Below are 26,998 nucleotides of genomic sequence, written 5' to 3'. Positions count from 1 at the left end.
GTCTCAACGCCGGTCACGCCGGGCCGTTAGACTGGGCCGAACTCCACGCGTCCGGGATTTCCATGCCGCACCGACCACGCGCCGGCGTCCGCCTGGTGTATCTCCTGTTGTCGTCGATCGCGCTTGGCGGGTGCGGCAAGCCCGCGGCGCCAGCCAAAGCCAATGCCGCGGTTCCGGTGACGCTGCAGACGGTGCAGCTGCGCGACTGGAACGACAGCCTGTCCTCGCTGGGCACGGTCAAGGCGCGCGAGTCGGTGACGCTGACCGCCAAGGTCAGCGAGATCGTCGAGCGGGTGCATTTCGAGAGCGGCCAGGAAGTGGCGGCCGGCGCGCCGCTGGTGACGTTGCGCGGACAGGGCCAGCAGGCGGCGCTGCGCGAGGCCGAGGCCACCTACACCGAGGCCGAGCAACTGTACCGGCGGCAGAGCGAGCTGGTCGGCCGGCAACTGGTGTCGCGCGCGCAACTGGACACGCAACGCGCCCTGCGCGACGCCGCGCAGGCGCGGGTGCTGCAGATGCGTGCGGAGATCGGCGACCGCAGCGTGCGCGCGCCGTTCGCCGGCGTGCTCGGCCTGCGCCAGGTCAGCCCCGGCGCGCTGCTGACGCCGGACGCGACCATCGCCACGCTCGACGACGTGGCCCAGGTCTACGTGGATTTCCAGGTGCCCGAGGCGGCGCTGTCCACGGTGAAGCCTGGCGACGTGGTCGGCGGCCGCAGCGTGGCCTATCCGGGGCGCGCCTTCGAAGGCAAGGTCGCCACGGTGGATGCGCGCGTGGACAGCGCCACCCGTGCGGTCACCGTGCGCGCCGCGTTCGACAATGCCGACCGCGCGCTGCGCCCTGGCATGCTGATGGACGTGCGCCTTTACCGACCCGCGCGGCGGGCGCTGGTGATCCCGGAGATCGCGGTGGTGCAGGTGGGACGCGATGCGTTCGTGTACCGGGTCGGTGCCGATGCCGCCGTGGCCCGCGCCGACGTGCGCACCGGCGCACGCCGCGACGGCCTGGTCGAGATCGTGGAGGGCCTGCAGCCCGGCCAGCGCATCGTGGTCGAGGGCACCGGCAAGCTGCGCCCGGGCGTGGCCGTGGTCGATGCCGCCGCCGGCGTCGACGGCGGTGGCGCGCGCAGCGGCAGCGCCGCGGCGGATTTGGCGCGATGAAGCTGTCCGACGTTTCCATCACCCGGCCGGTGTTCGCCGCGGTGATGAGCCTGTTGCTGGTGGTGCTGGGGGTGATGGCGTACAGCCGGCTGACCCTGCGCGAGCTGCCGGCGATCGATCCGCCGATCGTGTCGGTGGATGTGCGCTATCCCGGCGCCTCGGCGGCGGTGGTGGAAAGCCGCATCACCCAGGTGCTGGAAGACGCGCTGGCCGGCATCGAAGGCATCGAGACGATCCAGGCACGCAGTTCCAACGGCGTGGCCGACATCAGCCTGGAGTTCCGCGCCACCCGCGACATCGAGGCCGCCGCCAACGACGTGCGCGACGCGGTCAGCCGCGTGCTCGACCGCCTGCCCGACGAGGCCGACGCGCCGGAGATCGCCAAGGTCGAGTCCGATGCCGACGCCATCCTGTGGCTCAACATGAGCTCCAGCACGATGGACGCGTTGCAGCTGTCCGATTACGCCGAGCGCTACGTGGTGGACCGCCTGTCCAGCATCGACGGCGTGGCGCAGGTGATGCTGGGCGGGCGGCAGCGCTACGCCATGCGGATCTGGCTGGACCGCGACCAGTTGGCCGCGCGCGCGCTCACCGTGGCCGACGTCGAGAACGCCCTGGCCCGCGAGAACGTGGAACTGCCGGCCGGCCGCCTGGAATCGGCCGATCGCGACTTCACCCTGCGCGTGGAGCGCAACTACCGCACTCCCGCGGACTTCGCCGCGATCCCGCTGGGCAAGGGCCGCGACGGCTACGTGGTGCGGCTGGGCGACGTGGCCAAGGTGGAACTGGCCTCGGCCGAGCGCCGCGCCTACTTCCGCAGCAACGGCGTGCCCAACGTCGGCCTGGGCATCGTCAAGACCTCCACCGCCAACAGCCTGGACGTGGCCCGCGCCGCGCGCGCAGCCGCGCAGCAGATCCAGCAGACCCTGCCCAAGGGCACGCAGATCTTCGTTGCGTTCGATTCCACCGTGTTCATCGATGCTTCGGTGGAGCGCGTCTACCACACCCTGATCGAGGCGGTGGTGCTGGTGCTGGTGGTGATCTGGCTGTTCCTGGGCAGCGTGCGCGCGGCGCTGATTCCGGCGGTGACGGTGCCGGTGTGCCTGGTGGCCGCGTTCATCGCGCTGTATGCGTTCGGCTTCTCGATCAACCTGCTGACCCTGCTCGCCTTGGTGCTGTGCATCGGCCTGGTGGTGGACGATGCGATCGTAGTGGTGGAGAACATCCAGCGCCGCGTCGATCTGGGCGAACCGGCGCTGGTGGCGGCGCGGCGCGGCACCGCGCAGGTCGCCTTCGCGGTGATCGCCACCACCGCGGTGCTGGTGGCGGTGTTCCTGCCGGTCGGTTTCCTCGAAGGCAACACCGGGCGCCTGTTCCGCGAACTGGCGGTGGCGCTGGCCGCGGCGGTGGCGATCTCCGCCTTCGTCGCGCTGACCCTGACCCCGATGATGTCGTCCAAGCTGCTCAAGGCGCACGCGCGCGAGCAACCCAACCGCGTGCATGGCTGGGTCGAGGCGCGGCTGCAGGGGCTGAGCGCGCGCTACCGGCGCGTGCTCGAGCGCCATGTCGGCCGCGCCTGGCTGTTCGGCGCGCTGCTGCTGGCGGCGCTGGCGGCCAGTGCGCTGCTGGCGCGGGTGATTCCCTCGGAACTGGCCCCGGCCGAGGACCGCGGCTCGTTCCAGGTGATGATCGATGCGCCGGAAGGCGCCGGCTTCGACTACACCGTGGGGCAGATGCACCAGGTCGAGGCCATCCTCGATCGCCACCGCGGCGACGGCCAGCCGATCGCGCGCGCCAATCCGCGCGTGCCCGGCAGTTTCGGCGCCAGCGAGGAGATGCACACCGGCCGGGTCAGCGTGTTCCTGCGCGACTGGAGCGAGCGCGACGTGGCCACCGCCGACGTCGCCGCCCAGTTGCAGGACGAACTGCGCGCGCTGCCTGGCGTGCGCGCGCGCACCCAGGTCGGCGGCGGCCTGGTCAACAGCCGCGGGCAGCCGTTCCAGATCGTGCTCGGCGGCCCCGACTACGCCGAGATTGCGCAATGGCGCGACCGCCTGCTCGCGCGCATCGCCGACAACCCCGGCCTGGTCGGGGCGGACTCGGACTACAAGGAAACCCGACCGCAGATGCGCGTGGAGATCGACCGCCAGCGTGCGGCCGACCTCGGCGTGCCGGTGAACGAGATCGGCCGCGCGTTGGAGACGCTGATGGGCTCGCGCCAGGTCACCACCTTCGTCGACAACGGCGAGGAGTACGACGTGATGCTGCAGGCCAGTCGCGACGGCCGCGCCAACCCCGACGATCTGGCGGCGATCCGGGTGCGCGCCGACAACGACCAGCTGATCCCGCTGTCGAACCTGGTGACCCTGCGCGAAGTCGCCGAGCCGGGCAACCTGCACCGCTTCAATCGCCTGCGTGCGATCACCATCAACGCCGGCCTGGCCCCGGGCTATCCGCTCGGCGAGGCGATCGCCTGGGCGCAGCAGGTGGCGCGCGAGGAACTGCCCGACTACGCGCAGCTCGACTGGAAGGGCGAATCGCGCGAGTACCAGAAGGCCGGCGGTGCGGTGCTGCTGACCTTCGCCCTGGCGCTGCTGATCGTATACCTGGTGCTGGCGGCGCAGTTCGAGAGCTTCATCCACCCGCTGGTGATCATGCTGACCGTGCCGCTGGGCGTGCTCGGCGCGCTGATTGGCCTGGCGATCAGCGGCGGCACCCTCAACCTGTTCAGCCAGATCGGCATCGTCATGCTGGTCGGGCTGGCGGCCAAGAACGGCATCCTGATCGTCGAGTTCGCCAACCAGTTGCGCGATGCCGGGCGCAGCGTGCGCGAGGCCATCGTCGAAGCGGCGGCGGTGCGTCTGCGCCCGATCCTGATGACCTCGCTGGCCACCGTGGTCGGCGCCATCCCCCTGGTGGTCGCCGGCGGCCCCGGGTCGGCCAGCCGCGCCACCATCGGCATCGTGGTGATCTTCGGCGTGTCGGTATCCACGCTGCTGTCGCTGTTCGTGGTGCCGGCGTTCTACGCGCTGCTGGCGCCGTACACGCGCTCACCTGACGCAGTGCAGCAGCGCCTGCAGGAACTGGAAGCGCAGACGCCCTCGGTCGGCGGCCACGCCTGAGCGGGATCGCTCGGACCGGCTTGCTTCAGGCCGGATCGACCCGCGACGACGCCAGCGGCCGCGGCGCGCAGCGCGGCTGCTGCAGCAGGTGCACGAACTGCGCGGCGATCACCGCGCCGCCGAAATGGCGTTGCACGAAGTCGCGCCCGGCCTGGCCCATGCGCTGGCGCCGTTCGCTGTCGCACAGACGCAGGATCGCGTCGCGCCAGCTAGCGATGTCCCCGGGCGTGAGCAGTTCGCCGCTGACGCCGGGGTCCAGCGTCTCGGCGGTACCGCCGACGTGGCTGGCCAGGACCGGCACGCCGCTGGCCTGCGCTTCCACCGAGACCCGGCCGAAGGTTTCCGGCGCCAGCGACGGAAACGCCAGCATCGACATCGCGTTGTAGTACGGGGTGGTGTCGTTGACCCAGCCGACGAAGCGGTGGCGTTCGCCGTGCGGCTGCGCCGCGGCCTGCGCCTGCAGTTGCGGCGCGTCCGGGCCGTCGCCCAGCCACAGGCAGTGCAGGCGCGGTTCCTGCGCCATCGCCGCTCCTGCGGCTTCCAGCAATGGGAAAATGCCCTTTCCGGCATGCATGCGTCCGCTGTAGCCGAGCACGATCGCATCCTCGGGCAAGCCCTGCGCGGCGCGGATGGCACGGCCACGTTCCGGATCCGGGCGCAGCCGCTCCATGGTCACCGGGTTGTACAGCACCTGCACCAGCGCCTCGGGCACGCCGCGCTCCAGGTAGGCCTGGCGCGCGTAGTGCGACACCGCGAAGAAGCGCGCGGCAAGGCGTGGGATCGCATAGCCGGACAGCGCGCTCATCGCCGGGGTGCGGTGGCGGAACAGCGCCACGCGGATGCCCAGGGCGCGTCCGGCCAACAGCAGCGGCCAGTATTCCTTGCCGAAGTTGCCGACCAGCCAGTCCGGCCGGCTGCGCCGCGCCACCCGCAGCAACGGCCCGTAGCCGTCCGGGTCCAGCACGTTGCGGAAGTGCCCGACATGCACGGTGATGCCGCTGCGGCGCAACTCGTCGGCGATCAGGCCGCCTTCGCAGGCGATGACCTCGACCTGGTGGCCGACGCCGGCCAGCGCCTGCGCCAGCGCCACGAAATGGGTGGCCGCGCCGGTGTTTTCGGGATTGGTGCCGACGAACAGGAATTTCATCCGCGCCGGTCCTCGTAGGCGGTGAAGGCGCGCAGCGCGAACTGCGGCAGCAGGTGGTGGCGCGCGACCTGGATGCGCGGGTAGCGCATCGGGTCCGAGCCGGCCGGGGCGCGGCCGCGGCGGGTGCTGGTGGCGGCGGTGTAGCCGGCCTCGCGCACCACGTCGGCGACGCGGTCGTCGACATCGCCGTAGGGGTAGCAGAACTGCGGCACCGCCTCGCCGAGCAGGTCCTCCAGTTCGCGCTTGCAGCCGCCGATCTCCTCGCGCAGGGCGGCATCGCTGCAGCCGGTCAGGTGCGGGTGCGAGCGGGTGTGCGCGCCGACCTCCATGCCGCCGGCGCGCCACTGGCGCAGCTCGGCAAGGTTCATCAGCGGCTTTTCGATGCCCAGCTTCTGCGCATCCCACACGTTGTGGCGGCCGATGCAGCCGCTGACCATGTACACGGTGGCGGTGAAGCCCAGCCGCTGCAGCACCGGCAGCGCTGCGTGCAGGTTGTCCAGGTAGCCGTCGTCCAGGGTGACCACCGCGACCTTGCCCTGGCGTTCGCCGCGCAGGTAGGGCATGGCGTCGGACATGGACACGCCGCGGTAGCCCAGCCGCTGCAGCAGGCGCATCTGCCGGGCGAAGCGGCCCGGGCTCACGTACAGGCTGCGGTACACCTGCAGGTGGCGCGGCGCCTCGGCCACGTTGTGGTACATGAAGATCGGAATGCGGGCCGTGGCGGCGGTGTCGGAGGGCATCGGGAACGGCTCTTGGGACGGAAGGGCGAGGTGCGGCGCGGGAGTCTAGCGGCGCTGGCTTTCGCTGGTCTGTCGGGGAAAACCCTCAGCCGTAGACGATCGCGCGCCCCGGCGGACGGACCGGCCGGCGGCTATGCTGGGTGTCCCGTTGCCGCAGGAGCTACCGATGTCCGCCGTTGCCGACCGTTGGCCAGAGCCGGATGTGCAGTGGGACGGCATCGCGCTGCGTCGCTGGCGCGCCAGCGATCTGGACGCGCTGCTACGCCACGCCGACGATGCCCAGGTGGCGCGCGGGCTGAGCCGGCGTTTTCCGCACCCCTACGCGCGGGCCGACGGCGAGGCCTTTCTGGGCGGGCGGGTGATCGACCTGAACGATCCGCGGCATCCGGTGCTGGCGATCGAGATCGGCGGCGAGGCCTGCGGCGGCATCGGCCTGCATGCCGCGGCGCAGCCGGCGCCTGGGCTGGCCGAGCTCGGCTACTGGCTCGGCAGTGCGCATTGGGGCCAGGGGCGGATGACCCGCATCGTCGCCGCCTACCTGGATTGGGCGGTGCCGGCGCTAGGCCTGCAGCGGATCGAGGCGTTGACGCTGCCGGACAATCACGGCTCGGCGCGGGTGCTGCAGAAGAACGGCTTCGCCGAGATCGGCGTGCGCCCCGAGGTCTCGGTACGCGACGGGCAACGGCGCGCGCTGCGGCTGTTCGCGCGCACCTGGCCCGGCGCCTGAGCCGCGTCGCCGCCGCCGTCGGGCGGCGACGCGGGGCTCAGGCGATCATGCGACCTCAGTAGGAAATGGTCGCCGAGGTGGCGGTGGTATCCACCGCGTAATCGCACTGCACGTCCAGGCCGGAACTGTCGTTGTAGGACACCCATGCCGGCGATGCCACCCGTTGCATGCGGTAGTCGTAGACGCCGATCGCCTCGAAGGTGATGCGGCGGTCGGGCGGATATTGGTCGCAGCTGTCCACCGCATACACTTCCAGCGCACCGCCCACCACCAGGTGCGTCCGGGAATTGATGTCGTAGGTGGTGCTGAGCCGCACGCTCTGGCCGGTGGTGACGTTGCGCGTATCGACGTTCCAGTTCGCGCAGGGGCTGCCGTTGTTGCAGGTGGCATAGGTGTCGCCGACGATCCGGTCGCCGGCCTTGGCCGGGATGAAGTCGCTGTACCAGACCATGCCGTCCTGGCAGCAATTCCAACTGCTCAGATCCCAGGTGTTGCTGTCGCCGCGGTAGCCCAGCACCGGTTGCAGGATGGTCGGATCGTCGCTCTGCATGCCGGGGAAGAAATACACCGTCTGCTGCGCCACGTTGGTCGGGTTCTGCGGCACCGTCCAACTGGCCACGATGCGGCCCATCTTGTTGCCGGTCACGTCGATGGCCGACTGCACCCAGTCGTGGGTGATCGGCGGCGGCACCGCGCGGCGCTCGCTGGACGCCGCCAGTGCGGCGTTGCCGCGGACTTGCCGGCCATCCACGCCGCTTCCGTCAGGCCGTACCCGGATGCCGCTGGGCGTGAAGTTGTCCTGGGTGCAGGCCTGCGCCTGTTCGCGCACGCCGTTGGCGCGCTGCAGGCCGCCGTCGCCGAGCACGCGCTCGTTGCGATGCACCTGGCGCACGCAGGCCGGCGCGAAGTAGCCGAAGGGCGTCTGGATGTAGTCGTCGGGAACCTCGGCGGGTTTGTGTGCGGCGCGCAGGGCGCCGGCCCGGGCCAGGCGTGCATCGGGCGCGGCGGTCTGCGCCAGCGCGCTGGCGCTGAGGCCGAACAGCGCCAGCATCAGCAGCAATGCGCTGCAGGCACGCTGGCGTGCGGTCCAGGAAGAAGTGAGGAAGTCGGAGTGCATGGGAGTTCGCCTTGTCGTGAGAATGCGGAATGCGTTCTCGGGAGGCCATGCGGCGGCGCGGCGCGTTGCGGCGCCCTACGGTCGCGGCGTGCCTCCCGTCTGCGAAGCGAGTGGGATGGGACGTGGCTGTGCTCGATAGAGGCCTGCGTGGTCGCTGAGGAAGCGGCGACGATGGACCCAACACGCAGCGCACGCTTGTCGGATTTCCGCATGTCTACCCGTGAATCCCGCATGGTGCGGGCGAGGGTGAACTGCTTCTCGGTCGTCGCCGCGATCTGGTTTGCGCTTCGTGTCGCGCGATGTAGACAAGTGCCGGCGCCGCGCTGGACCACGCCGGGGCAGCCGGCGGCGCGCGGATGAGCGAAAATGTCCGCAGCCCGCCGTTCCCGACGAGCGGCCCGCGCTTTTTTCAGGAGATTGCCATGCGTCATGCCCTTCGTTCCCGCTGCGCCACGGGCGTGCGCCGATGACCTCGCCCTGGGGCAACCGCCCACGCGGTGCAAGCCCCCCCTCTCCCTCCGGGAGAGGGGCCGGCGGCGAGGGTGCGGCGGCGGCGACCAACCGCAACGAACTGCGCCTCTACGGCCTCAACGCGGTGCGCGCGGTGTACGCGCGTCGGCCGGAGGCGATCCGCAAGCTGTACCTGAGCGAGGCGCGGATCCCGGCGCTGCAGCCGCTGCTGAAGTGGTGCGTGGCCAACCGGGTCGGCTACCGCGTGGTGGACGAGGCCGACCTGCACAAGCTCGCCGCCAGCAGCCACCACGAGGGCGTGGTCGCCGACGTGCTGCGCGTCGCGCCGCTGGCCTTGGCCGACTGGCTGCAGACGCTGGCGCCGGGGCCGGCGGTGGCGCTGTGGCTGGACGGCGTGGGCAATCCGCACAACTTCGGCGCGATCCTGCGCTCGGCGGCGCATTTCGGCGTGGGCGCGATCCTGTTGCCGGAGCAGGCCGCACTGGCGCTGTCCGGTGCGGCCGCGCGCGTGGCCGAGGGCGGCGCCGAGGCGGTGCCGCTGGTGCGGCTGCCGCCGTCGGCGCAGGCGGTGGCGCAGTTGCGGGGCGCGGGCTTCGCCCTGGCGGCGACGCTGGTGGCCGGCGGTGACGATCTGTTCGCCAGCGCCTTGCCGCAACGCCTGGTCTACGTCATGGGCGCCGAGAGCGACGGCATGGATCGCGACTTCGCGCAGGCCTGCGACCTGCGCCTGTCGATCCCGGGCAGTGGCGCGGTGGAAAGCCTCAATGTCGCCGCCGCCACCGCGGTGTTGCTGGGCACCTGGCGCAGCCGGCATCCGCACCAACACGCTGCGCGCTGAATCCGGCGGCCGGCGTCACCGGTCGGCTGCATTTGGCTACGAAATAGTGTGCGCGTCTGCCGGTTTCGGGTTTGCGGGGCGCCTGTCCGCGGCGTAGCGTGCAGGCGCGCCTCGTCGATGCGATCGCGCGCCGCGCGATGCGTGCCAGCGAGACCGCGCAGTTCCCCCTCCCGAAAGGGCCATCGTCACTCCTGCGGAGATGTCGCTATGAAGCTGCTGTTCTCCATCAAGCACCTGCTGTCGTCGAAGAAGCCGCTGAAGTCGTACGCCTGGTACATCTGGTACTGAGCGCCCTGTGCGTTGCCGCGCGCTGTCGCGTGCGGCCGGTGCCCGGCGGCGGCGACGCTGCGCCGGGCGCCGTTCCTTCAGGAGACTCGCGATGTCCGCCACCCTGGTCGATCGCCACGCGCGCGCCACGGTCTTCGCGCCGCGTCTGCAGGACTTGTTGCGCACGCATGTGGGGCAGGAGGCGTTCCGCCTGGATGCCGACACGGTCGGCGTTGCCGGGCCGACGTTGACCGACCGCCTGCTCGCGGCCCGGCCCGCGACCGAACACGAACGCCCGACCTTCAAACCGTTGCACGGCCGCTCGATCGCGCGCAGCGAAGCGGCCAAGCTGATGCAGGCGATCGGCCGCGACGTACGCGAGGCGCTGAAGCGTCCGGTCCCCGCGACGCTCGACCTGTCCGGCCCCTGGCCGCATGTGGGCCATGTCTATCTGCGCGACCTGCTGCTCGGCGGCGATCCGTGGCGGCTGCGCCTGCTGATGGACCGCACGCTGGAACTGACGCCGCGTCTGACCTGGGCGGTGATCGCCGCCGGCGCGCTTGCACCGCTGGCGCCGCGCGCGGACGCCTCGGCACTGGCCACGCTGCTGTCCGCGGCCGGCAACTACCGCGAACGTCGCGATGCGATGGGGCTGTACCGGCGCACCGCCGCGCCGGTGTGCTTCACCATTTCCACGCTGGTCGCCAACGCGCTGTGGCTGGGGTCGCCGTTCGACCCGCATGTCTCCAATCGCAATATCCTCTACGAAACCCTGCGCCTGCTGCCGCCGTCCTGGAACATCCTGCGCAACGCCTCGCCCGAGTATGGCGCGCTGGATCCGCGCATCGGCGCCGGCGACGACGTGCTGGTACTGCCCTTGCTCAGCCATCGCGATCCGGCGCTGTGGGAGGAACCGGAGGCGTTCCGGCCCGAGCGCTGGGACGGCCTGGACCCGGATGCGTTGCCGGGCTACCTGCCGTTCGGCCATGCCTCCGAGCGCTGCTGGGGGCGGCACATGGTGATGCCGCTGGCGGAACGGTTGCTGGACCTGCTGCGCAACCAGGGATTGGTCGCCGACCCGCGGCAACGCCGCGCCGAGGTGCCGTTGACCGGCCTGCTGGGCGTCGCCCAGGTCGACGTGGTCCGGCACGCGCGCGCATGAGCGGCAGCGCACGCCGCACCCGACGCCGTCGCGATCAGCCCGCGGCGGGCGGCGCGGTGGAGGCGCGGGTGACCAGGGTGTAGTCCAGCACCTGGTGGGTGCCGCGGCTGGGCAGGCCGTCGCGGCGCTGACGGATTTCGCCGAGCAGCAGCGTCACCGCCGCCCCGCCCATCGCCGTGACCGGCTGGTGGATGGTGGTCAGCTCCGGCCAGATCGTCGTTGCCACTGGCGTGTCATCGAAGCCGGCGATCGACAGATCCTCGGGTACGCGCAGGCGCAGCCCGTGGGCGATCGCCAGCGCCGCCGCGGCCATGTCGTCGTTGCTGCACAGGATCGCGCTGGGGCGCGGCGCGGCCTGCAGCAGCGCGGTGGCCGCGAGCAGGCCGGAGCGGTAGGTGAACAGGCCTTCGGCCACGCGTTCCGGCGCCACCGTCAGCCCGGCCCGCGCCATGGTGTCGAAGAACCCGCGGCTGCGCAGCGCGCTGGGCGTGTGGCCGGGATCGCCGCTGACGAAGCCGATGTCGCGGTGGCCCAGATCGAGCAGGTGCTGGGTGAGCGCGCATGCGGCCGCGTAGTCGTCGATGCGCACCGAACTGACCCCGGGCAACGGCGCGCCGGTGGCCACCGCCACCAGCGGGATGCCGCGCGCTTCCAGTTCGGCGATGGTCTGCCGCGCATCGCACAGCGGCGGCGGCAGGATCAGGCCATCGGCACCGGCCTCGAGCAGGCGTTCGGTGGCGGCGCGCTGGCTGTCGCTGTCCTCGCTCTTCTCCACCAGCACCTGGCAGCCTTCCAGGCTGCTGCGTTCGAGCACGCCGAGCATGAACTGGTTGAGGTAGGCCGCGCTGGGGTTGCTGTACAGCACGCCGATGCGGGCCAGTCCTGCGGTGCGCAGCGAACGGCCGGCGAGGTTGGGGCGGTAGCCGAGCGCCTGGATCGACGCTTCGACGCGTTCGCGCATGGTCGCGCTCACGCGCGGGTGGCGGTTGATCACGCGCGAAGCAGTCATCGGCGACACGCCCGCATGGCGGGCCACATCCAGCAACGTCACCGCTGAGCCCGCGCGACGTTGCCGTATGCCCATCAAAGGTCCTGGCGCAGCTGCGGAAGGGAAGCCCCTGCGCGCGTCCTGCGCAGGTCCGGTGCACTTTACTCCCTGGGCGGTTCCACTGTCTTGGCCTGGCTGCCGAACCCGCCGTCGGCCTGCGCCGCCAGATACGCGAACACCGCATACGCGGCCACGTTCTGCGCCAGCGCCTTCGGGTCGATCTTGTCCAGGGTGTCGTCGGCGGTGTGATGCAGATCGAAGTAATCGCTGCCGTCCTGCGCCAGCCACGCCCAGGCGCCGCCCCTGGCCGCCAGCGGGCCGACGTCCGGGCCGGGGCCGCCGGCGTCCGGCGCATAGGCGATGCCGAGCGGCGCCAGCGCCTCGGCGATCTGCCGGGTCGCCTCGCGCGAGCCGGCGGCGTCGCCGGAGCCGGTGTTGAAGGCGTAGATGCGGCCGGCGCCGAAGTCGCTCTCGGCGGCGATCTGGTGCCGCGCCACGTCCTTGGCATGCGCCTGCGCGTAGGCCTTGCCGCCGTACAGACCCTGCTCCTCGTTGGCGAAGGCGACCACGCGGATGCTGCGCTTGGGCGCCTGCTTGAGCTGGCCGATCAGATGCCCGGCGGCCATGCTGATCGCCACGCCGGCGCCGTCGTCGATCGCGCCGGTGCCCAGGTCCCACGAATCCAGGTGACCGCCGATCAGCACCACCTCGTTCGGCAGCGTGCGCCCGGTGATCTGGCCGATCACGTTGTAGGAGGTGGCGGTACCGTCCCAGCCGCAGTCCAGCGCCAGGCGCAGGCGTACCGGGCCGAGCGCGAGCAGGCGCGCCAGCTGGTTGGCATCGGGCACCGACAGCGCCGCCGCCGGCACTGGCGTCAGTCCCTCGTCGAAGCGGGTGATGCCGGTATGCGGCACGCGGTGCGAATCGGTGCCGGCCGAGCGCATCACGAAACCGATGGCGCCCTTGCGGATCGCTTCGGACGGCCCCTTGCTGCGCACCGCGCCGCCGTTGCCGTAGTCCTTGCCATCGCGGGTGCGCAGCATCTGGTAATCGACGAAGGCGATCTTGCCGCGCAGCGCGTCGGCGGGCGCCGCCTGCAACGCGGCCAGGTCGGCGAAGCGCACCACCTCGGCCTCGACCGTGCCGCCGGGGCTGCCGCCCAGCGCGGTGACGGTCAGCGGTTGCGCGTGCGCGCCGAGCACCTGCGCGTGTTCGCTGCGCCGCTCCCACTTCGGGAACGTCACCGGTTCGGTCCACACCTTGTCGAAGCCCAGTGCCTTGAATTTCGCCGTGGCCCAGGCCACGGCGCGTGCATCGGCCTCGCTGCCGGCCATCCGTGGGCCGATCTCGGTGGTCAGCGATTCGACCACCTTCCAGCCGGTGTCGTCGGCCAGCGCCCGCTCGCGCAGGGTCGCTGCATCGCGCAGCGCTGCCTCTGGAATGCGCGTGGCCTCGGCCGCGTTGGCGGTGGAGGACAGGCTCAGGACGGCAGCGATGACGACGGCGAGACGGCGCATGGAAAACTCCGCGAACACAGGAACGGGGAGCTTAACAGTGCCTCGCCGCCGTGCACGGCGCGGCCTCCATGGAAGAGGCCGCGCGCACCGTCGCGCTTACTCCGCGCGCGGTTCGTGCTTGAGCGAATCGCGGATCTCGCGCAGCAGCAGCACTTCCTCGGTCGGGGCCTTCGGCGCCGGCGGTTCCTTGCGTGCGATGCGGTTGATCGCCTTGACCAGCATGAAGATGGCGAAGGCCACGATCACGAACTGGATGATGGTGTTGAGGAAATCGCCGATGCCGATCACCACCGCCGGCACCGGCTTGCCCGCCGCGTCCACCGTGGCCGCCTTCAGCGTCCACGCCCAGCGCGAGAAGTCCACGCCGCCGACGAGCAACCCGATCGGCGGCATGATGATCTTCTCCACCAGCGCGGTGACGATCTTGCCGAACGCGGCGCCGAGCACCACGCCAACCGCCAGGTCCAGCACGTTGCCGCGCATGGCGAATTCCTTGAATTCGCGGATCATGCTCATCGGAACTCCTCTCTTGTCAGTGCGGGCCTGTCGCCGCGGCGCTAGCCTAGCGCAGCGATTGTGGTCGTCGGGTCACAGGCCTGCGTCCGCCGTGCGACCGCGCGCGTGTCCTCGGCCGACCAACTCAGCCGACGATGCGCCCATGCCGCTCGGCCACGTTCTCCAGGCGCGCGCTGAAGCGGTCGCCCGGACGCAGCGCGGCCACGCCGGCCGGCGTGCCCATGAACACCAGGTCGCCGGCGCGCAGCGCGAACAGCTTGGACAGCTCGTGCAGGATCTCCGGCACGTTCCAGATCATCTGCTCCAGCAGCGACTGCTGGCGCACCTCGCCGTTGACTTCCAGCGACAGGTTCAGCGCTTCCAGCGCACCGACCTCGCCGGCCGGGATCAGCTCGCTGATCGGCGCAGACGCGTCGAAGCCCTTGGCGATATCCCACGGCAGGCCCTTGGCCTTGGCCGCGGCCTGCAGGTCGCGACGGGTCAGGTCCAGGCCCACGCCGTAGGCCAGGATCAGCGCCTCGGCGCGTTCCACCGGCAGCACGCCGGCCGGCGCATCCTGGCCCAGCGCCACCACCAGTTCCACCTCGTGGTGCAGGTCCTGGGTCGCGGACGGGTAGGGAATGGCCTCGTCGCCGATCACCAGCGCATCGGCCGGTTTCATGAAGAAGGTCGGCTGGCCGCGCTCGGCCTTCGAGGCCGGCGCGCTGGCGCCCATCTCCCGCGCATGGTCGGCGAAGTTGCGGCCCACGCAGTAGATGCGATGCACGGGGAACAAGCCCTGCCCACGCACGGGAACGCGCGGAGCCTCGGCAGCAGCGAACAGGTCTTTCATGAGCGTGCATCCAACGAGAAGGGGATGCCGCAGTCTACCGCGATGGGTTCAACCCAAATCCAACAGGCACGCGGAATCCGCTTTCGCGAATCCCCAATCCCGATTCCCCAATCCCCGCCTTACAACGGCAAGGCCGGCTTGCGCACCACCCGGTACTCGCCATCCACGACATGCCGGCGCGCGGTGGCCGGGCGCTTGCCGCGCTGGCTCAGCAGCTTCATGGCGATGCCGCCCAGGATCATCGCCGCGCCCACGAACACGCTGACGAACACCAGCCCGGCCAGGATCGCCAGGCCGAGCAGGCCCACGGCCAGCTTCACCAGCGGATGGCGCGGCTTGCGCGGCGCGAAGACGTGCCGGAATTGGTCGAAATTGAAGAGGCGAGCGCGCATGGCAGAACTCTGTTTCAGTTTGAACCGAAGGCGCGCAGTATCGGCGCTGTTTTATGTGACGGAGTGAAAACTTCGTTAAGCGAAAAATTAACACTTTGCGTTCAACCGCTTGCATGTCCTCGCGAAGTGAAGCCGCACGCCGGCGCGGCCACGCGCGTCCGTGCCAGAATTGCGGCCCCAACGCCGTGCGTATCCGTAAGCCATGACCGACTCTTCCGCCGTGCTGGCATCGCTGCACGACCTCGTTTCCGGCGAACTGGCCGAGGCCGAGGCGCTGATCGGTGGCGAATCCGAGTCGCTGCTGCTGTACCGGGAGGGCGACAGCGTGCGTGCGTGGTTGAACGTGTGCCCGCATGCCGGGCGCCGCCTGGACTGGGCGCCGGGCCAGTTCCTGAAGAGCCGCGAGGGCCACGTGGTGTGCGCCGCGCATGGCGCCGCGTTCGAACTGCGGGGCGGTGAGTGCGTGTCCGGCCCCTGCCGCGGGCAGAGCCTGCACGCGGTGCCGGTGGACGTGCGCGACGGGCAGGTGGTGCTGGTTTAGCGCGCAGCGCAGGTGCTTGCGACGAGCCGCGCTACAGCGCGTGCCACCAGCCCATCGACATCAGGTTGACCATCAGCACCACCACCAGGGTGTAGACCAGCGACAGCGGGCCGCCGACGCGCCACAGTTCGCGCGGCTGGTAGTTGGCCGGGCCGGTGATCATCGAGATCACCGGATTGGACGCGGTCATCAGGTTGTTGGATGCCGACAGCGCCACGATCAGCGCGAACGCGGTGGGATTGCCGCCGGCCGCCAGCGCCAGGTTGACCGCGATCGGCACCATCACGATGGTCGCGCCGACATGGCTGATCACCAGCGAGAACGCGGTGGTCAGCAGGCCCAGCGCGATCTCCAGCGCCCACACCGGCATGCCCTCGGGCAGCCGCGCGATGGTATGGCCGGCGACCCAGGCCGCCGCGCCGCTGCTGTCCATCGCCCAGCCCAGCGGGATCAGCCCGGCCATCAGGAACACGGTCTTCCAGTTGATCGCCGCATAGGCCTCGTCCATGCGCAGCACGCCGGTGAGCAGCATGCCGGCCACGCCGGTCATCAGGGTCAGCGCCACCGGCAGCCTGGAGGTCAGCGCGATCAGGATGGTCAGCGCGAAGATCGTCATCGCGATCTTGAACTTGTGCGGACGGTGCTCGCCCTTGGGGTAGTCGGTGACCACCACGAAATCGCGGCTTTCCGAGGCCTGCGCCAGGTCCTGCCAGATGCTGTGGAACACCAGCATGTCGCCGGCGCGCAGCGGCACCTTGCGCACGTCCTCGCGGATCACCTGCTTGTCGCGGTTGATCGCCAGCAGGCTGATCCCGGCCTGCTTGCGCAGGCGCAGCTCGGCCGCGCTCTTGCCGATGAAGCGTGAGGTCGGCGGGATCACCGCCTCGGAGATGCCGGCGCGGCTGGGGTTGAACAGGTCGCCGAGGTTGCGCAGGCGCGAGGACAGGCGCAGGAACTGGTTCTGCGCGAAATCGGCGACCTGCTGGCGCGCGCCCATCACCCCGAGCACGCTGCCGACCCAGATGCGCATGTCCGCCGGCGGCGCCAGGCGGGTGTCGTTGCCGGTCTTCAGGGCCAGCAGCAGCGGCGCGTTGTGCACGGTCTCGGCCTCGCCCAGGGTCATGCCGACCAGCGGGCTGTCGGCGCTGACGATCAGCTCGAACACGTCGCCTTCGATGCCGTAGGTACGGGCGAAATAGCTCTCGGTGCGCGCCGGGGTGACGCCGTCGTTGATCAGCCGCTCTTCTTCGGCCAGCGCCTTGTCGCCACGCACGCGGAAATAGATCAGCGACGCCGCCAGCAGCGCCACGCCGATCGGCAGCGGCGCGAACATGCGCAGCGGCTCGATGGTGGCCATGCCCGAGGGCAGGTTGTTGTTGGCCGACTGCAGCAGGTCGTTGAGCAGGATCAGCGGCGAGTTGCCGACCATGGTCAGTGCACCGCCCATCACGATGGCCGCGGCGATCGGCAGCAGCAGCCGCTGCAGGGTCAGCCCGGTGCGCCCGGCCAGGCGCGAGGCCACCGGCAGGTACAGCGCCATCACCGAGGGGTTCTGCATGAACGAGGAATTGAGCCCGGCGATGGCGGTGGTCAGCAGCATCAACCGTTCCTCGACCCCGCGCGCGCGGCGCAGCAGCCAGGACGCCAGCCGGTTCAGCGCGCCGGTGCGCTCCAGCCCGGCGCCGAGGATGGTGGTGGCGATGATGCTCATCACCGCGTTACCGGAGAAGCCGCTGAACAGCTCCTCCGGCGCGATCAGGCCGGTCACCCCGAGCACCACCAGCACCACCAGCGCCACCACGTCGGCGCGGATCCGCTCGAACACGAACATCGCCATGGTGAAGCCGACCAGCCCGAGCACGAGCTTCATATCGGTGGTCAGCGTCAGCGCGGTATCCATTGGCGGCCGGGATTGGGGATTGGAGATTCGGGATTAGCTAACGGCGCTAACCGGCACCGGCCGCGGTAATGGCATGCCGCGGATGCATTGTGTCCGGAACGTGGCGGATTCGCTCTTCATCCCGAATCCCGACTCCCCAATCCCGGCTTGTCATACAACAAATCCCACACCCCATGCCCCAGATTTTGGCCACGGGTCTCGAAGTGGGTCTGCGGACGCCAGTCCGGGCGCGGCACGTGGCCGCGCGGGCCGGCGCGGTTGACCAGGCCGGGGGTGGCGTCGAGCACGTCCCACATCTGTTCGGCGTAGTCGGCCCAGTCGGTGGCGCAGTGCAGGCGGCCGCCGGCGCGCAGCTTGCGCACCAGCAGCGCGGCGAACGCCGGCTGCAGCAGGCGCCGCTTGTTGTGGCGCTTCTTGTGCCAGGGGTCGGGGAAGTAGATGCGCACCTCGTCCAGGCTGCCGTCGGCGATCTCGTGCTGCAGCACCTCCACCGCATCGTGGTGGTACAGGCGCACGTGGTCGGCGCCGTCCTCGGCCAGGGCGTTGAGCAGGCGGCCGACGCCCGGTGCATGCACCTCGATGCCGATGTAGTCGCGGCTGGGGTCGTGCTGCGCGGCGTGGCGCAAGGCCGCGCCGTTGCCGAAGCCGATCTCCAGTACCTTGGGCGCGCTGCGGCCGAAGGTGGCGTCCAGGTCGCGCGGCTGGCCGCGGTAGTCCAGGCCGAAGCGCGGCCACAGCGCATCGAACGCGCGCTGCTGGGCCGGGGTGAAGCGGCCCTGGCGCAGCACGAAGCTGCGCACCTGGCGATGGCCTTCCTCGACGGTGAAGGGTTTCGGCGGAGTCTTGGCGCCGGCGCTGGAGAACGGATCGGTCATGCCTGCGGCCTCACCCGATCAGCCCGTCGATCGGCGAGGAGGCGCTGGCGTAGCGCTTGCGCGGGATGCGCCCGGCCAGGAACGCCTCGCGGCCGGCTTCCACCGCCTTGCGCATGGCGCTGGCCATCAGCACCGGATGGCGCGCGCCGGCGATGGCGGTGTTCATCAGTACGCCGTCGCAGCCCAGCTCCATCGCGATCGCCGCATCCGAGGCGGTGCCGACGCCGGCATCGACGATGATCGGCACCTTGGCGTTGTCGATGATCTCCAGCAGGTTGTAGCGGTTCTGGATGCCCAGGCCGGAGCCGATCGGCGCGGCCAGCGGCATCACCGCCACGCAGCCGATCTCCTCCAGGCGCTTGGCCAGGATCGGGTCGTCGCTGGTATAGACCATCACCTCGAAGCCATCGGCGACCAGGATTTCCGCGGCCTTGAGGGTTTGCACCACGTCCGGGAACAGGGTGCGCTGGTCGCCCAGCACTTCCAGCTTGGCCAGGTTGTGGCCGTCGAGCAGTTCGCGCGCCAGCCGGCAGGTGCGCACCGCGTCCTCGGCGGTGTAGCAGCCGGCGGTGTTGGGCAGGATGGTGTACTGCTCCGGCGGCAGCACGTCGAGCAGGTTGGGCTCGCCCGGGTTCTGGCCGATGTTGCTGCGGCGGATCGCCACGGTGACGATCTGCGCGGCGGCGGCCTCGGTGGCCAGGCGGGTCTGTTCCAGATCGGCGAACTTGCCGGTGCCGGTGAGCAGGCGCGAACGATAGGGTTTGCCGGCGATCACCAGCGCATCATGGGGGGCGGGAGCGTTCATCGGCGGATTATCGCCCATCGCACCGGCCCTGCCGAGTCCGTGCCGCCGCGCGCGGCGGCCCGATTCAGCCCCCGCCGAGCGCGTGCACGATCTCGACCCGGTCGCCGGCGTGCAGTTCGTGCGTGGCGTGCGCGCCGCGCGGCACGATCTCGCCGTTGACCTCGACCGCCACCCGTCGTTGCCCCAACCCCTCGGCCTGCAGCAGCGCGGCCACCGTGGTGGCCGGCGCCAGCGTGCATTGTCTGCCGTTCAATTCGATGTTCATGCCATCATTGTGCAATGCGTGCCACTGGCGCGCGAGTCGTGTCATTTGCGGCAGTGCAACGTGAGCGTGTCCGGCAGAGGTGGAATGATGTCGGCCATGCGGCAACGTATGGTGCGGCCGCACCCCCAGTTTCGTGCCACTTCGTGTCCATTTTTGCCCGGGAGGGCTTCCATGACGTCGTCTATCCGTCCGCTCCGCTCGCTGCTCGCCGCCGCGATCGTGCTCGCCGCCGCACCTGCGTTCGCGCAGTCCACCACCTACAGCCGCACCGTGTTCTTCGGCGACAGCCTGACCGACGCCGGCTACTACCGTCCGCTGCTGCCGGCCTCGGTGCGGGCGGTGACCGGCCAGTTCACCACCAATCCGGACTACGTGTGGGCGCAGTACGTGGCCGAGTACTACGGCACCAACGCCGCCGCCAACGGCAATGGCCAGATCGGCGACGACTATGCCGCCGGCAACGCCCGCGTCGGCGTGGCCAACGCCAGTGCGCTGGGCGTGGCGCCTTCGCTGGCGACCCAGGCCAGCAACTACCTGGCCGCCAACGGCGGCAAGGCCGATCCGAACGCGCTGTACTCGGTGTGGGGTGGTGCCAACGACCTGTTCGCCATCGCCGGCGGTGCGCCGGTGCAGACCACCATCGGTAACGCCGTGACCGCCGAAGTCGGCATCGTCGCCAGCCTGCAGAACGCCGGCGCGCGCTATGTCATGGTCAACAACCTGCCCGACGTCGGCATCACCCCGCGCTTCCGCGCCGGCGGTGCCGCGGCGATGGCGCAGGGTACCGCCCTGGCCACCGCGTACAACACCGCTCTGTTCTCCGGCCTCAAGAGCGCCGGGCTGCGGGTGATCCCGGTCGACACCTTCCACCTGCTGCAGGAAGTGGTGGCCAACCCGGGCACCTACGGCTTCACCAACGTCACCGGCACCGCCTGCCAGCCGCAGATCACCGCGCAGTCGCTGACCTGCAACCCGACCAGCTATGTCAGCGCCGATGCCGCCGATACCTACGTGTTCGCCGATGGCGTGCACCCGACCGGCCGCACCCACGAGCTGCTGGCGCAGTACGCGCTGTCGATCCTGGAAGGCCCGCGCACCCAGCAGATCCTGACCCACTCGGCGCAGATGGTCGGCCGCTCGCGCGCCGACCAGGTCGCCTGGCACGTCGATGGCCGCCCGGAAGCGGATGGCGTGCGCTGGTGGGGCAACCTGCGTGGCGACATGCAGCGCTACCAGCACGGCGACCTGTACGACGGTCTGGCCCCGGCCGGCCTGTTCGGCGTGGACTGGTCGCGTGGCGAGTGGGTGTTCGGCGGCTTCGGCGGCTTCGGTCGCACCGATGCCGACTTCGGCAACCGCGGCGGCGACTACACCCAGGACGACAGCACCCTCGGCGGCTTCGCCGGCTGGTATGGCGAGCATGCCTGGGTCAACGCCCAGGTCAGCTACACCTGGCTGAGCTACGACGTCACCCGCAAGGTCAACCTCGGCCCGGCCACCATCGAGCACAAGGGCTCGCCGGACGGCAGCAACCTGACCGCGGCGCTGCAGGGCGGCTACGAGTTCGGCGAAGGCAGCTTCAGGCACGGCCCGGTGGCCGCGGCGATCTGGCAGAAGGTCAAGCTCGACGGCTACGCCGAGAGCAACCCGAACTCCAGCGCGCTGGGCTACAGCGACCGCGACGTCGAGTCGATGGTCGGCCGCATCGGCTGGAAGGCCAGCATCGACGCCGGCATGGTGAAGCCGTACCTGCAGGCCACCTACGACCACGAGTTCAAGAAGAACCAGGAAGCCACCGCGTACCTGCAGACCATGTCCGATCTGGGTGAGTACGCGGTGCCGGGCATCAACTTCGACCGCAACTACGCCTCGGTGGTGCTGGGCGCGCGGACCAAGATGTGGGGCCTGGAGAGCAACGTCGGCATCGCCGCCACCACCGGCCAGTCGCGCGCGCACGACACCTCGCTGTTCGTGAACTTCGGCGGCAGCTTCTAAGCGACGCCGAGTTCGCCCGCCTTGCTCGGCTACGCGCCGGGCAGGGTAGGGCGAGCGACGTACCGTACAAGGGCAGCCATGCCTGTTGTGGGAGGGGCTTCAGTCCCGACGGTTCGAAGTTTGAGCCGCCGGGACTGAAGCCCCTTTCGCATTGCCGGGGCATGATCGCCGGCCGCTTCGGGAACACGGCGCGCTGCAGCCGCATCGCCCCGATTTCTTGCGCAAACCCCGGCCCAGCGCATAGACTGCACCGGCAACGCGGGCGTAGCTCAATGGTAGAGCTGTAGCTTCCCAAGCTACTGACGTGGGTTCGATTCCCATCGCCCGCTCCAGTCTCGCTTCTTGCCCCGCTACCTTTCTATTTGCGGATAGCTGAGGCGTTTAGTGGCGTTGCCAGGATTTTTCGGCGTGATCTTCTATGGATGGAAGTCGAGATTTGGCGTTGCTCGATCTGGTGTTTGTGCCAAAACCTGGCCGCAAAGATGCTCCCGATGCCAATATTTGGCTGGGTGCTAATTTCTCCGTATTTACGCCTGCACTCTTAGAGTGGCCGCTCAAAACCCTTGAGGGCGAACAAGACTACGGTCGCTTTTCAATAGATCAGCAAGGCGCCTTTTTCCTGGCAGCTATCACCGCACGGCTTAGTCTGGTGTGCAGAGGCAGGAAACCAATTGACGTCGTGGATCTTAGGGCGACTCCAGATCAAAGAGGTGCGATTCTTTCTACCCTTAACGCTGGACTTCCTTTGGCGCGAGGGTTTTTAGAATGGTCTCTTTCTTTTGCAAAAAGCGCTGGCAATACGCAGGTGCGTTGTCGTTCGGATAACGCCTGGATTGGCGGCTCAAGCCCCTCGGCCGCATGGCTTGTGCTGCCAGCAGTTGAGAAATTACCAGCCTTGATCGCTAATTTGGAAGCCTTCCTGAAAAATCGGGATCAGGGTGAGATTAATTGCGCGTACTTTGAGGCGGTAGCTTATCAAATGCTGTGCATTCACGCGCTCAGCGATGGGAATGGGAGGGCAGTACGCGCGCTTCTAATAAATCTTGCGATGCATTATAGGAGCCTGTACCCGCTTTATGTTGCGCATTCGCTGTGCTTTGCCAAAGAACGCACGGGGTCTACATGGATGCGATTGTCTGTTTCGCAGGCGGCATCTAGGCAAAAGAAAGCGGCCGCTTGGCTTTCTCACTCCCTAAATATTCTGAGGTATTGTGATTATTTGGCGTCTGAGGGCTTGGATCGTCGTGCTTTGCAATCTCTTCTTGCCTACGGTTACGTTTCTAAGGAGACGCTCGTGTTAGGGAGGGGGGCGTGCAGCCCGTCGCTTGCGGAAAAAGTTTTGAGTCGTATTTCTGGTGTTTTAAAAGAAGAGCAGGGGGTGTTTTACTCGCTTGAGCTTGATTTTCTAATCATGGAAATTGTTTGCATGAACTATAAGGATATTTTATGAGGAAAGGTAAGGCGAAACTAAGCGGAGCCCGTGAGGTTTCTTTGAGGTCTGCTATCAAACGGACGATCTACATCAGTTTGGTAATCGCAGGGGCGTCGGGTGTATTGTCACCCTTGGCGTCCGCAACAGATACTGGTGGAACGACGGACTTGCCACCTGTACAAGTCCCTCCGCCTGTGACACCACCTCCAGTCGATAATCCCTCTCCGCCGCTTCCGCCTGGTGGGGATGGTGGCGAAGGTGAGGGGGCGGCGATTATGAACATGAGGTCGTCTGCCAAAATCTCAAAGCCACGAAACCGGCAATGTGCCCTAATCCTATACCTGTGCCGTCTGGCGCAGCCTATGCACAAGACAAACTCCCGGGCGCCGGGATTAACGGCAAATCTACCGTATTGATGGCGATTGCTTACTCTCAGAACAGAGCTTATGGTCCCAATGGAGCCGTATCTCAGGTTGATCCAACTGCAGCATGGGCAATGGATTTTGCCTTAAATAAACAGACTCAAAATTACGCGAATCCTGGCATGTCCTTCAAGGACGCGACCACGGTTTTTCGGAATGATTTGAAATCGGTATGTGAGTTGGAAAGCATGGGCTCCAGCAAGTATCGAATTGCTGGTCAGTTGACGGTTCCTGAATACTATTGTTTCCAAATTATGAAGGCTCTGGATGTTGAAGCTGACGATGAAATGAGCTTTATCCAGTTCTTCCTGGATTGGTCTAAGCGGTATGGGGTGCCCTTGGAGAGCTATGTGCCTGGTCCGGTCGTTAGCTCCGCCAGTATGGATAATTCGCTTGGGGTAAAATGGAAAGTTACTTCTGCCGATGCGGCTTGCTCTACTTGGTGGACCAATTTTCAGCAAAATCAATGCACTCCCTAAAGGCCGTAAGATGAAAACAAAGAAGATCTTTTTTGTAGCCAGTCTTGCCATTTGCGTGGCTTCATGCGGGAAGGCAGACGATCCGGCAGCAAAGGACACCTCCTCCAAGCAGCAACCAGCGGCGGGAGTCGGTACAGCAGGTGATGGAAAGTTGGCTTCAATTCCAGTTGGTGCCAACGGCACTAAATCCATGCAGAAAGATGCCAAGCAGTATCTCTGTCAAAGTGGGGCGGATTTATGTAAGGCTAGTGGGCCACTTGTTGCTAATACAGAAGCAGAAGCTCAGTGGCTCTTAGTAAATGGCTATCCTTCGGAGGCCGAACTGGCACGGCTGGAGAAAATGAGCTTGGAGCAGCTGAAGGCCGAAGCTCAATCTGGTAATAAAGCTGCTATTGTGGTCTATGGCAAGAAGACGGCAATCGAGGGCGGGCGATTTCAAGAGGGCCTTGGAATCCTTCGTGGCGCAGCATCTTCTGGCAGCTTGTATGCTTATTATGGAATATCTGAGGTTTATGCTAGTGATATAAAGGAAAAGAATCTTATTGATAGCGCAGCTTACTTGCGGCTTGCTTATCTTCTCGGGGACGGGAAAGCATCTGCAGATATTGCTTTGCGTGGGTTGAGCGGTGTGGAGAGCGTAGCCGCGGACGAACGTGCTGCGTCTCTATACAGAACTTTTGCAAAATATCAGCGGCCGTCTCCCAGGCCAATTGAGTGAGTTTCGCTAAATCCGGGTGGGTACGCTCATTCGGATTTTAATTTCACATATTTAATTTTGGTATTTTTGTCGACTGCGGTTACGTTGCTGCTATAAGTGTGTGCTCGCATTTAATTTGTAAATGCTGGGCGCGGGACGTATTGGTTGTTCTGTTATCGAAGTGGATTTTTGCCGTCAAGCATTTGTGCGATGGATTTTTTGGTTCTTCACCCAACTCCGGGACCGGCGCCGGCCGGCACCCAATGTCGATAGCCACCTCGCCGTGCCTGTCGCGCTACGAGGCCGACGATGTGATCGTTTGCAGTCCGATCGTGCAGATGAAAGCAGCGGGTCTCGCTGGCCTCGTGGTTACCCGGCATCAGCGATCCGCTGCGGTAGTGCGTGCCAGCGCCAGGCCGGAAGAGGTCAACGCAGCGCGGCGATCAGCTTCGGGACCTCGTCGGCCGGCACAGGCCGGGAGATGTGATAACCCTGGCTGTAGGTGCAGCCGAGATCCGTCAGGATTTGCAGCTGTGCCGCATGTTCCACGCCCTCGGCGACGCAGGCGACGCCGAGATTGTCGCAGAGCGAAACGATGCCGGAGACGATATTGCGGCTTGCCACGTTGTCGCACAGGTCGGTGATGAAGCGCCTGTCGATTTTCACCTTGTCCAGCGGGAGCTGGTGCAGGTGGCTCATGCTGGAGAAGCCCGTGCCGAAATCGTCGAGTGCGATTTCGATGCCGGACCGCCGCGCAAGGTCCAACTGACGTCGCGATCCTGCGAAATCGGAGAGGACGGCGGTTTCCGTGATCTCGAAGATCAGGCGGCTTGGCGAGATCGAAGACCCCCCGATCAGGCAAAGAAGCTCCTCCATGAAGGCGCGGTCCGCCACATCCGTGGCCGAGATGTTGATGGAGACCTTCATCTCGTGCGGCCAACGCTGCATGTTGAGCAATGTGCACGCCAGGATCTGTTTGGTCAGGGTCTGAATGAGTCCAAGCTTCTCCGCCAGTCTGATGAAAATGTCGGGCGGCACGGCGCCCAGTTGCGGGTCCGTCCAGCGGCAGAGACATTCGAAGGCGATGATGTCGCCTGTGGCGGAGCGGGTGATCGGTTGGTAGACGGGAAACAGCCGGCCCAGCGAAATGGCGTGCCGCAGGGCCTGCTCCAAAGACGCTTCCGAGGCGCGAAGCCGTTCCAGATCCTCATTGAAAACGGTGCATCTGCTGCTTCCCTCGCCATCGCCGTGGCGAAGGGCGTATTCGGCAAGCTCGAAGACCGTCTCGACATCACGGGAATTTTGGGGATAACAGGCAAAGCCCACCGAACAGCCGATGGTCGCGCGGATATCCCTGGCTGCAACGGGCTGTTCGAATGCAGCCTTGAGACGTGTGCCGATCTGCAGCAGCGCCTTCGGGACGATCGGATCGAAGATCAGGACGGCAAATTCATCGCCTCCGATGCGGCAGACGGTGGAATTGGCCGGAACCGCACTTTCGATCCGCTTGACCGCCTCCTTCAACACGATATCGCCGATCTGATGACCGTGATGCTCGTTGATCGAGCGGAAGCCGTCTATGTCGATGATGCCGATCGCCAGGGAGGTACTGTCCGTCGCGCCATTGGCGGTACGCAAGCGGCACTGCTGGATGAAATACCGCCTGTTGGGCAGCCCGGTCAGCTCATCGACGCTGGCCAGCCGGATGTTTTCGGCCGCGAGGAACTCGGCCTCGACCCGCGTCGCGATCAGCTTCTTGAAATCGTGCTGATAGCTGAACATCGAGACGACCATCGTGCAGGCCATGATCAGCGCCAGGGACCCCGCCGCCGTCCCGCCGGGCAGGCCCAATTCGACGAACATCCAGGTGCATGGGAGCGTCGTCAGGCAGATGACGATCAGCGACATCACGCGGATGTGCATGGTGCAGACGAAACAGCAGATGCCCACGCCGAAGATGCTGAATGCCAGATACAGCCGCATGCCCTGATCTGACGCGAGGTAGATCAGGATGTCGTTGACGATGCTGATGAAGCCGCCGACAACGCAGATCATCATGCTGTACATCATCCGGCGCATGGCCCCATCGCGGTCGATCTCGTCTTCCCCGTGCCTGACCCACCAGATTGCGGTGACCAGGGCGATCAGGCAGATGCCGATTTCGATCGCTCCTGACGCTGAGACCGGGTCCAGATCGTCCAGCATGAAGAACTCGATCAAGCTCGATCCGACCAGGCAAGCCAGCAGCATCGGCATTTTCGCGGCAAAAGAGCGGTATTGCGCGATGCGGAAGTGATGGTCTTGCGCAGACGTCATGGAGGCACCCGAGTGCCAGTCTAGGAAAGACATTTTAGCCGTGCGCTACGCTGGTCAATGGCGACGCATGCACCTTTGAGTGATATCCCGATCGTGCCTGCTTGGGAGACGTTGCATTCGGCATCGGGAGGACGGCGCGTGCGAGATGGGCAGATTTCATGGGGCGGTGAGCGTCCTCTTGCAGCACAGGGCGATGCGGTGTGAAGGAGTATGCG

General features: G+C 67.4%; 23 protein-coding genes, 1 tRNA gene and 1 pseudogene. 12 read left to right on the top strand and 13 right to left on the bottom strand.

Annotated features, from left to right (window positions below):
• Nucleotides 1–62: 62 nt before the first annotated feature.
• On the top strand, nucleotides 63–1,160 hold the full coding sequence (locus AC1PK7_RS15775) for an efflux RND transporter periplasmic adaptor subunit (protein WP_481098746.1): 1,098 nt from the start codon (nucleotides 63–65) through the stop codon (nucleotides 1,158–1,160).
• Entirely contained in the window at nucleotides 1,157–4,282 is a 3,126-nt protein-coding gene (locus AC1PK7_RS15770; protein WP_481098745.1) for an efflux RND transporter permease subunit, read from the top strand. The genes AC1PK7_RS15775 and AC1PK7_RS15770 overlap by 4 nt, the downstream gene beginning before the upstream one ends.
• A 25-nt stretch (nucleotides 4,283–4,307) precedes the next feature.
• Here the strand turns inward: AC1PK7_RS15770 and AC1PK7_RS15765 are convergent, their stop codons facing one another.
• Nucleotides 4,308–5,429, bottom strand: a complete 1,122-nt coding sequence (locus tag AC1PK7_RS15765; RefSeq protein ID WP_481098744.1) for a glycosyltransferase family 4 protein — start codon at nucleotides 5,427–5,429, stop codon at nucleotides 4,308–4,310.
• The gene (locus tag AC1PK7_RS15760) at nucleotides 5,426–6,169 is read right to left on the bottom strand and encodes a polysaccharide deacetylase family protein (protein ID WP_148828492.1); all 744 of its coding nucleotides are present in this window, start codon (nucleotides 6,167–6,169) and stop codon (nucleotides 5,426–5,428) included. Before AC1PK7_RS15760 ends, AC1PK7_RS15765 begins: the two co-directional genes overlap by 4 nt.
• A gap of 166 nt (nucleotides 6,170–6,335) precedes the next feature.
• On the opposite strand from AC1PK7_RS15760, the gene AC1PK7_RS15755 reads away from it, so the two are divergent.
• Complete coding sequence (locus tag AC1PK7_RS15755; protein WP_481098743.1) at nucleotides 6,336–6,896, top strand: GNAT family N-acetyltransferase; 561 nt, start codon at nucleotides 6,336–6,338, stop codon at nucleotides 6,894–6,896.
• 55 nt (nucleotides 6,897–6,951) lie between these two features.
• Here AC1PK7_RS15755 and AC1PK7_RS15750 read toward each other — a convergent pair whose 3' ends face one another.
• Nucleotides 6,952–8,013, bottom strand: a complete 1,062-nt coding sequence (locus tag AC1PK7_RS15750) for a hypothetical protein (RefSeq protein WP_481098742.1) — start codon at nucleotides 8,011–8,013, stop codon at nucleotides 6,952–6,954.
• Between the two features lie 466 nt (nucleotides 8,014–8,479).
• Between AC1PK7_RS15750 and AC1PK7_RS15745 the strand changes: the two genes are divergently transcribed.
• The 3 genes and pseudogenes from AC1PK7_RS15745 to AC1PK7_RS15735 all read left to right on the top strand — a co-directional run.
• Nucleotides 8,480–9,322: a TrmH family RNA methyltransferase gene (locus AC1PK7_RS15745; RefSeq protein WP_481098741.1), complete on the top strand. Its 843-nt coding sequence runs from the start codon at nucleotides 8,480–8,482 to the stop codon at nucleotides 9,320–9,322.
• Between the two features lie 207 nt (nucleotides 9,323–9,529).
• Nucleotides 9,530–9,610: a tryptorubin family RiPP precursor gene (locus AC1PK7_RS15740; RefSeq protein ID WP_234006660.1), complete on the top strand. Its 81-nt coding sequence runs from the start codon at nucleotides 9,530–9,532 to the stop codon at nucleotides 9,608–9,610.
• A 91-nt stretch (nucleotides 9,611–9,701) separates the two neighbouring features.
• Nucleotides 9,702–10,547: pseudogene (locus AC1PK7_RS15735) on the top strand (cytochrome P450); the annotation flags it as partial.
• Between the two features lie 238 nt (nucleotides 10,548–10,785).
• Here the strand turns inward: AC1PK7_RS15735 and AC1PK7_RS15730 are convergent.
• The 5 genes from AC1PK7_RS15730 to AC1PK7_RS15710 form a co-directional block, all read right to left on the bottom strand.
• Nucleotides 10,786–11,835 carry a LacI family DNA-binding transcriptional regulator gene (locus AC1PK7_RS15730; RefSeq protein ID WP_481098740.1) on the bottom strand — a complete coding sequence of 350 codons (1,050 nt, stop codon included), beginning with the start codon at nucleotides 11,833–11,835 and terminating at the stop codon, nucleotides 10,786–10,788.
• Between the two features lie 65 nt (nucleotides 11,836–11,900).
• Nucleotides 11,901–13,316, bottom strand: coding sequence for a M28 family peptidase (locus AC1PK7_RS15725; RefSeq protein ID WP_481098739.1), 1,416 nt, complete (start codon nucleotides 13,314–13,316; stop codon nucleotides 11,901–11,903).
• Between the two features lie 96 nt (nucleotides 13,317–13,412).
• A complete protein-coding gene (gene mscL / locus AC1PK7_RS15720; protein ID WP_019802352.1) occupies nucleotides 13,413–13,832 on the bottom strand; it encodes a large-conductance mechanosensitive channel protein MscL in 420 nt (139 codons plus the stop codon).
• 124 nt (nucleotides 13,833–13,956) lie between these two features.
• Nucleotides 13,957–14,664, bottom strand: coding sequence for a fumarylacetoacetate hydrolase family protein (locus AC1PK7_RS15715; RefSeq protein ID WP_420007603.1), 708 nt, complete (start codon nucleotides 14,662–14,664; stop codon nucleotides 13,957–13,959).
• A gap of 119 nt (nucleotides 14,665–14,783) precedes the next feature.
• Complete coding sequence (locus AC1PK7_RS15710; protein ID WP_017910413.1) at nucleotides 14,784–15,056, bottom strand: hypothetical protein; 273 nt, start codon at nucleotides 15,054–15,056, stop codon at nucleotides 14,784–14,786.
• Nucleotides 15,057–15,258: 202 nt separating this feature from the next.
• Here AC1PK7_RS15710 and AC1PK7_RS15705 point away from each other — a divergent pair, with 202 nt between their 5' ends.
• Nucleotides 15,259–15,597 (top strand): Rieske (2Fe-2S) protein, encoded by a 339-nt coding sequence (locus AC1PK7_RS15705; RefSeq protein ID WP_481098738.1) that lies wholly within the window; start codon nucleotides 15,259–15,261, stop codon nucleotides 15,595–15,597.
• 31 nt (nucleotides 15,598–15,628) lie between these two features.
• Here AC1PK7_RS15705 and AC1PK7_RS15700 read toward each other — a convergent pair whose 3' ends face one another.
• The 4 genes from AC1PK7_RS15700 to thiS all read right to left on the bottom strand — a co-directional run bounded on the left by AC1PK7_RS15700 (nucleotide 15,629) and on the right by thiS (nucleotide 19,442).
• A complete protein-coding gene (locus AC1PK7_RS15700; RefSeq protein ID WP_010341810.1) occupies nucleotides 15,629–17,497 on the bottom strand; it encodes an SLC13 family permease in 1,869 nt (622 codons plus the stop codon).
• A gap of 116 nt (nucleotides 17,498–17,613) precedes the next feature.
• A complete protein-coding gene (trmB, locus tag AC1PK7_RS15695) occupies nucleotides 17,614–18,372 on the bottom strand; it encodes a tRNA (guanosine(46)-N7)-methyltransferase TrmB (RefSeq protein ID WP_371180874.1) in 759 nt (252 codons plus the stop codon).
• Nucleotides 18,373–18,382: 10 nt separating this feature from the next.
• The gene (locus tag AC1PK7_RS15690; protein ID WP_481098737.1) at nucleotides 18,383–19,177 is read right to left on the bottom strand and encodes a thiazole synthase; all 795 of its coding nucleotides are present in this window, start codon (nucleotides 19,175–19,177) and stop codon (nucleotides 18,383–18,385) included.
• 64 nt (nucleotides 19,178–19,241) lie between these two features.
• Nucleotides 19,242–19,442, bottom strand: a complete 201-nt coding sequence (thiS, locus tag AC1PK7_RS15685) for a sulfur carrier protein ThiS (RefSeq protein ID WP_010341814.1) — start codon at nucleotides 19,440–19,442, stop codon at nucleotides 19,242–19,244.
• 171 nt (nucleotides 19,443–19,613) lie between these two features.
• On the opposite strand from thiS, the gene AC1PK7_RS15680 reads away from it, so the two are divergent.
• The 5 genes from AC1PK7_RS15680 to AC1PK7_RS15660 all read left to right on the top strand — a co-directional run bounded on the left by AC1PK7_RS15680 (nucleotide 19,614) and on the right by AC1PK7_RS15660 (nucleotide 24,488).
• Entirely contained in the window at nucleotides 19,614–21,437 is a 1,824-nt protein-coding gene (locus tag AC1PK7_RS15680; RefSeq protein WP_481098736.1) for an autotransporter outer membrane beta-barrel domain-containing protein, read from the top strand.
• 258 nt (nucleotides 21,438–21,695) lie between these two features.
• A tRNA-Gly gene (locus tag AC1PK7_RS15675) sits at nucleotides 21,696–21,769 on the top strand.
• 104 nt (nucleotides 21,770–21,873) lie between these two features.
• Complete coding sequence (locus tag AC1PK7_RS15670) at nucleotides 21,874–22,887, top strand: Fic family protein (RefSeq protein WP_481098735.1); 1,014 nt, start codon at nucleotides 21,874–21,876, stop codon at nucleotides 22,885–22,887.
• 304 nt (nucleotides 22,888–23,191) lie between these two features.
• Complete coding sequence (locus tag AC1PK7_RS15665; protein WP_481098734.1) at nucleotides 23,192–23,770, top strand: hypothetical protein; 579 nt, start codon at nucleotides 23,192–23,194, stop codon at nucleotides 23,768–23,770.
• Between the two features lie 10 nt (nucleotides 23,771–23,780).
• Entirely contained in the window at nucleotides 23,781–24,488 is a 708-nt protein-coding gene (locus AC1PK7_RS15660) for a hypothetical protein (RefSeq protein WP_481098733.1), read from the top strand.
• A 405-nt stretch (nucleotides 24,489–24,893) separates the two neighbouring features.
• On the opposite strand, the gene AC1PK7_RS15655 is transcribed toward AC1PK7_RS15660, so the two are convergent.
• Nucleotides 24,894–26,783 (bottom strand): putative bifunctional diguanylate cyclase/phosphodiesterase, encoded by a 1,890-nt coding sequence (locus tag AC1PK7_RS15655; RefSeq protein ID WP_481098732.1) that lies wholly within the window; start codon nucleotides 26,781–26,783, stop codon nucleotides 24,894–24,896.
• Nucleotides 26,784–26,998 lie beyond the last annotated feature (215 nt).

The sequence above is a fragment of the Xanthomonas sp. NCPPB 3174 genome (assembly GCF_056725205.1).
The sequence above is the reverse complement of the archived record's forward strand: the minus strand, read 5'-3'. Positions and strand labels throughout refer to the sequence as shown.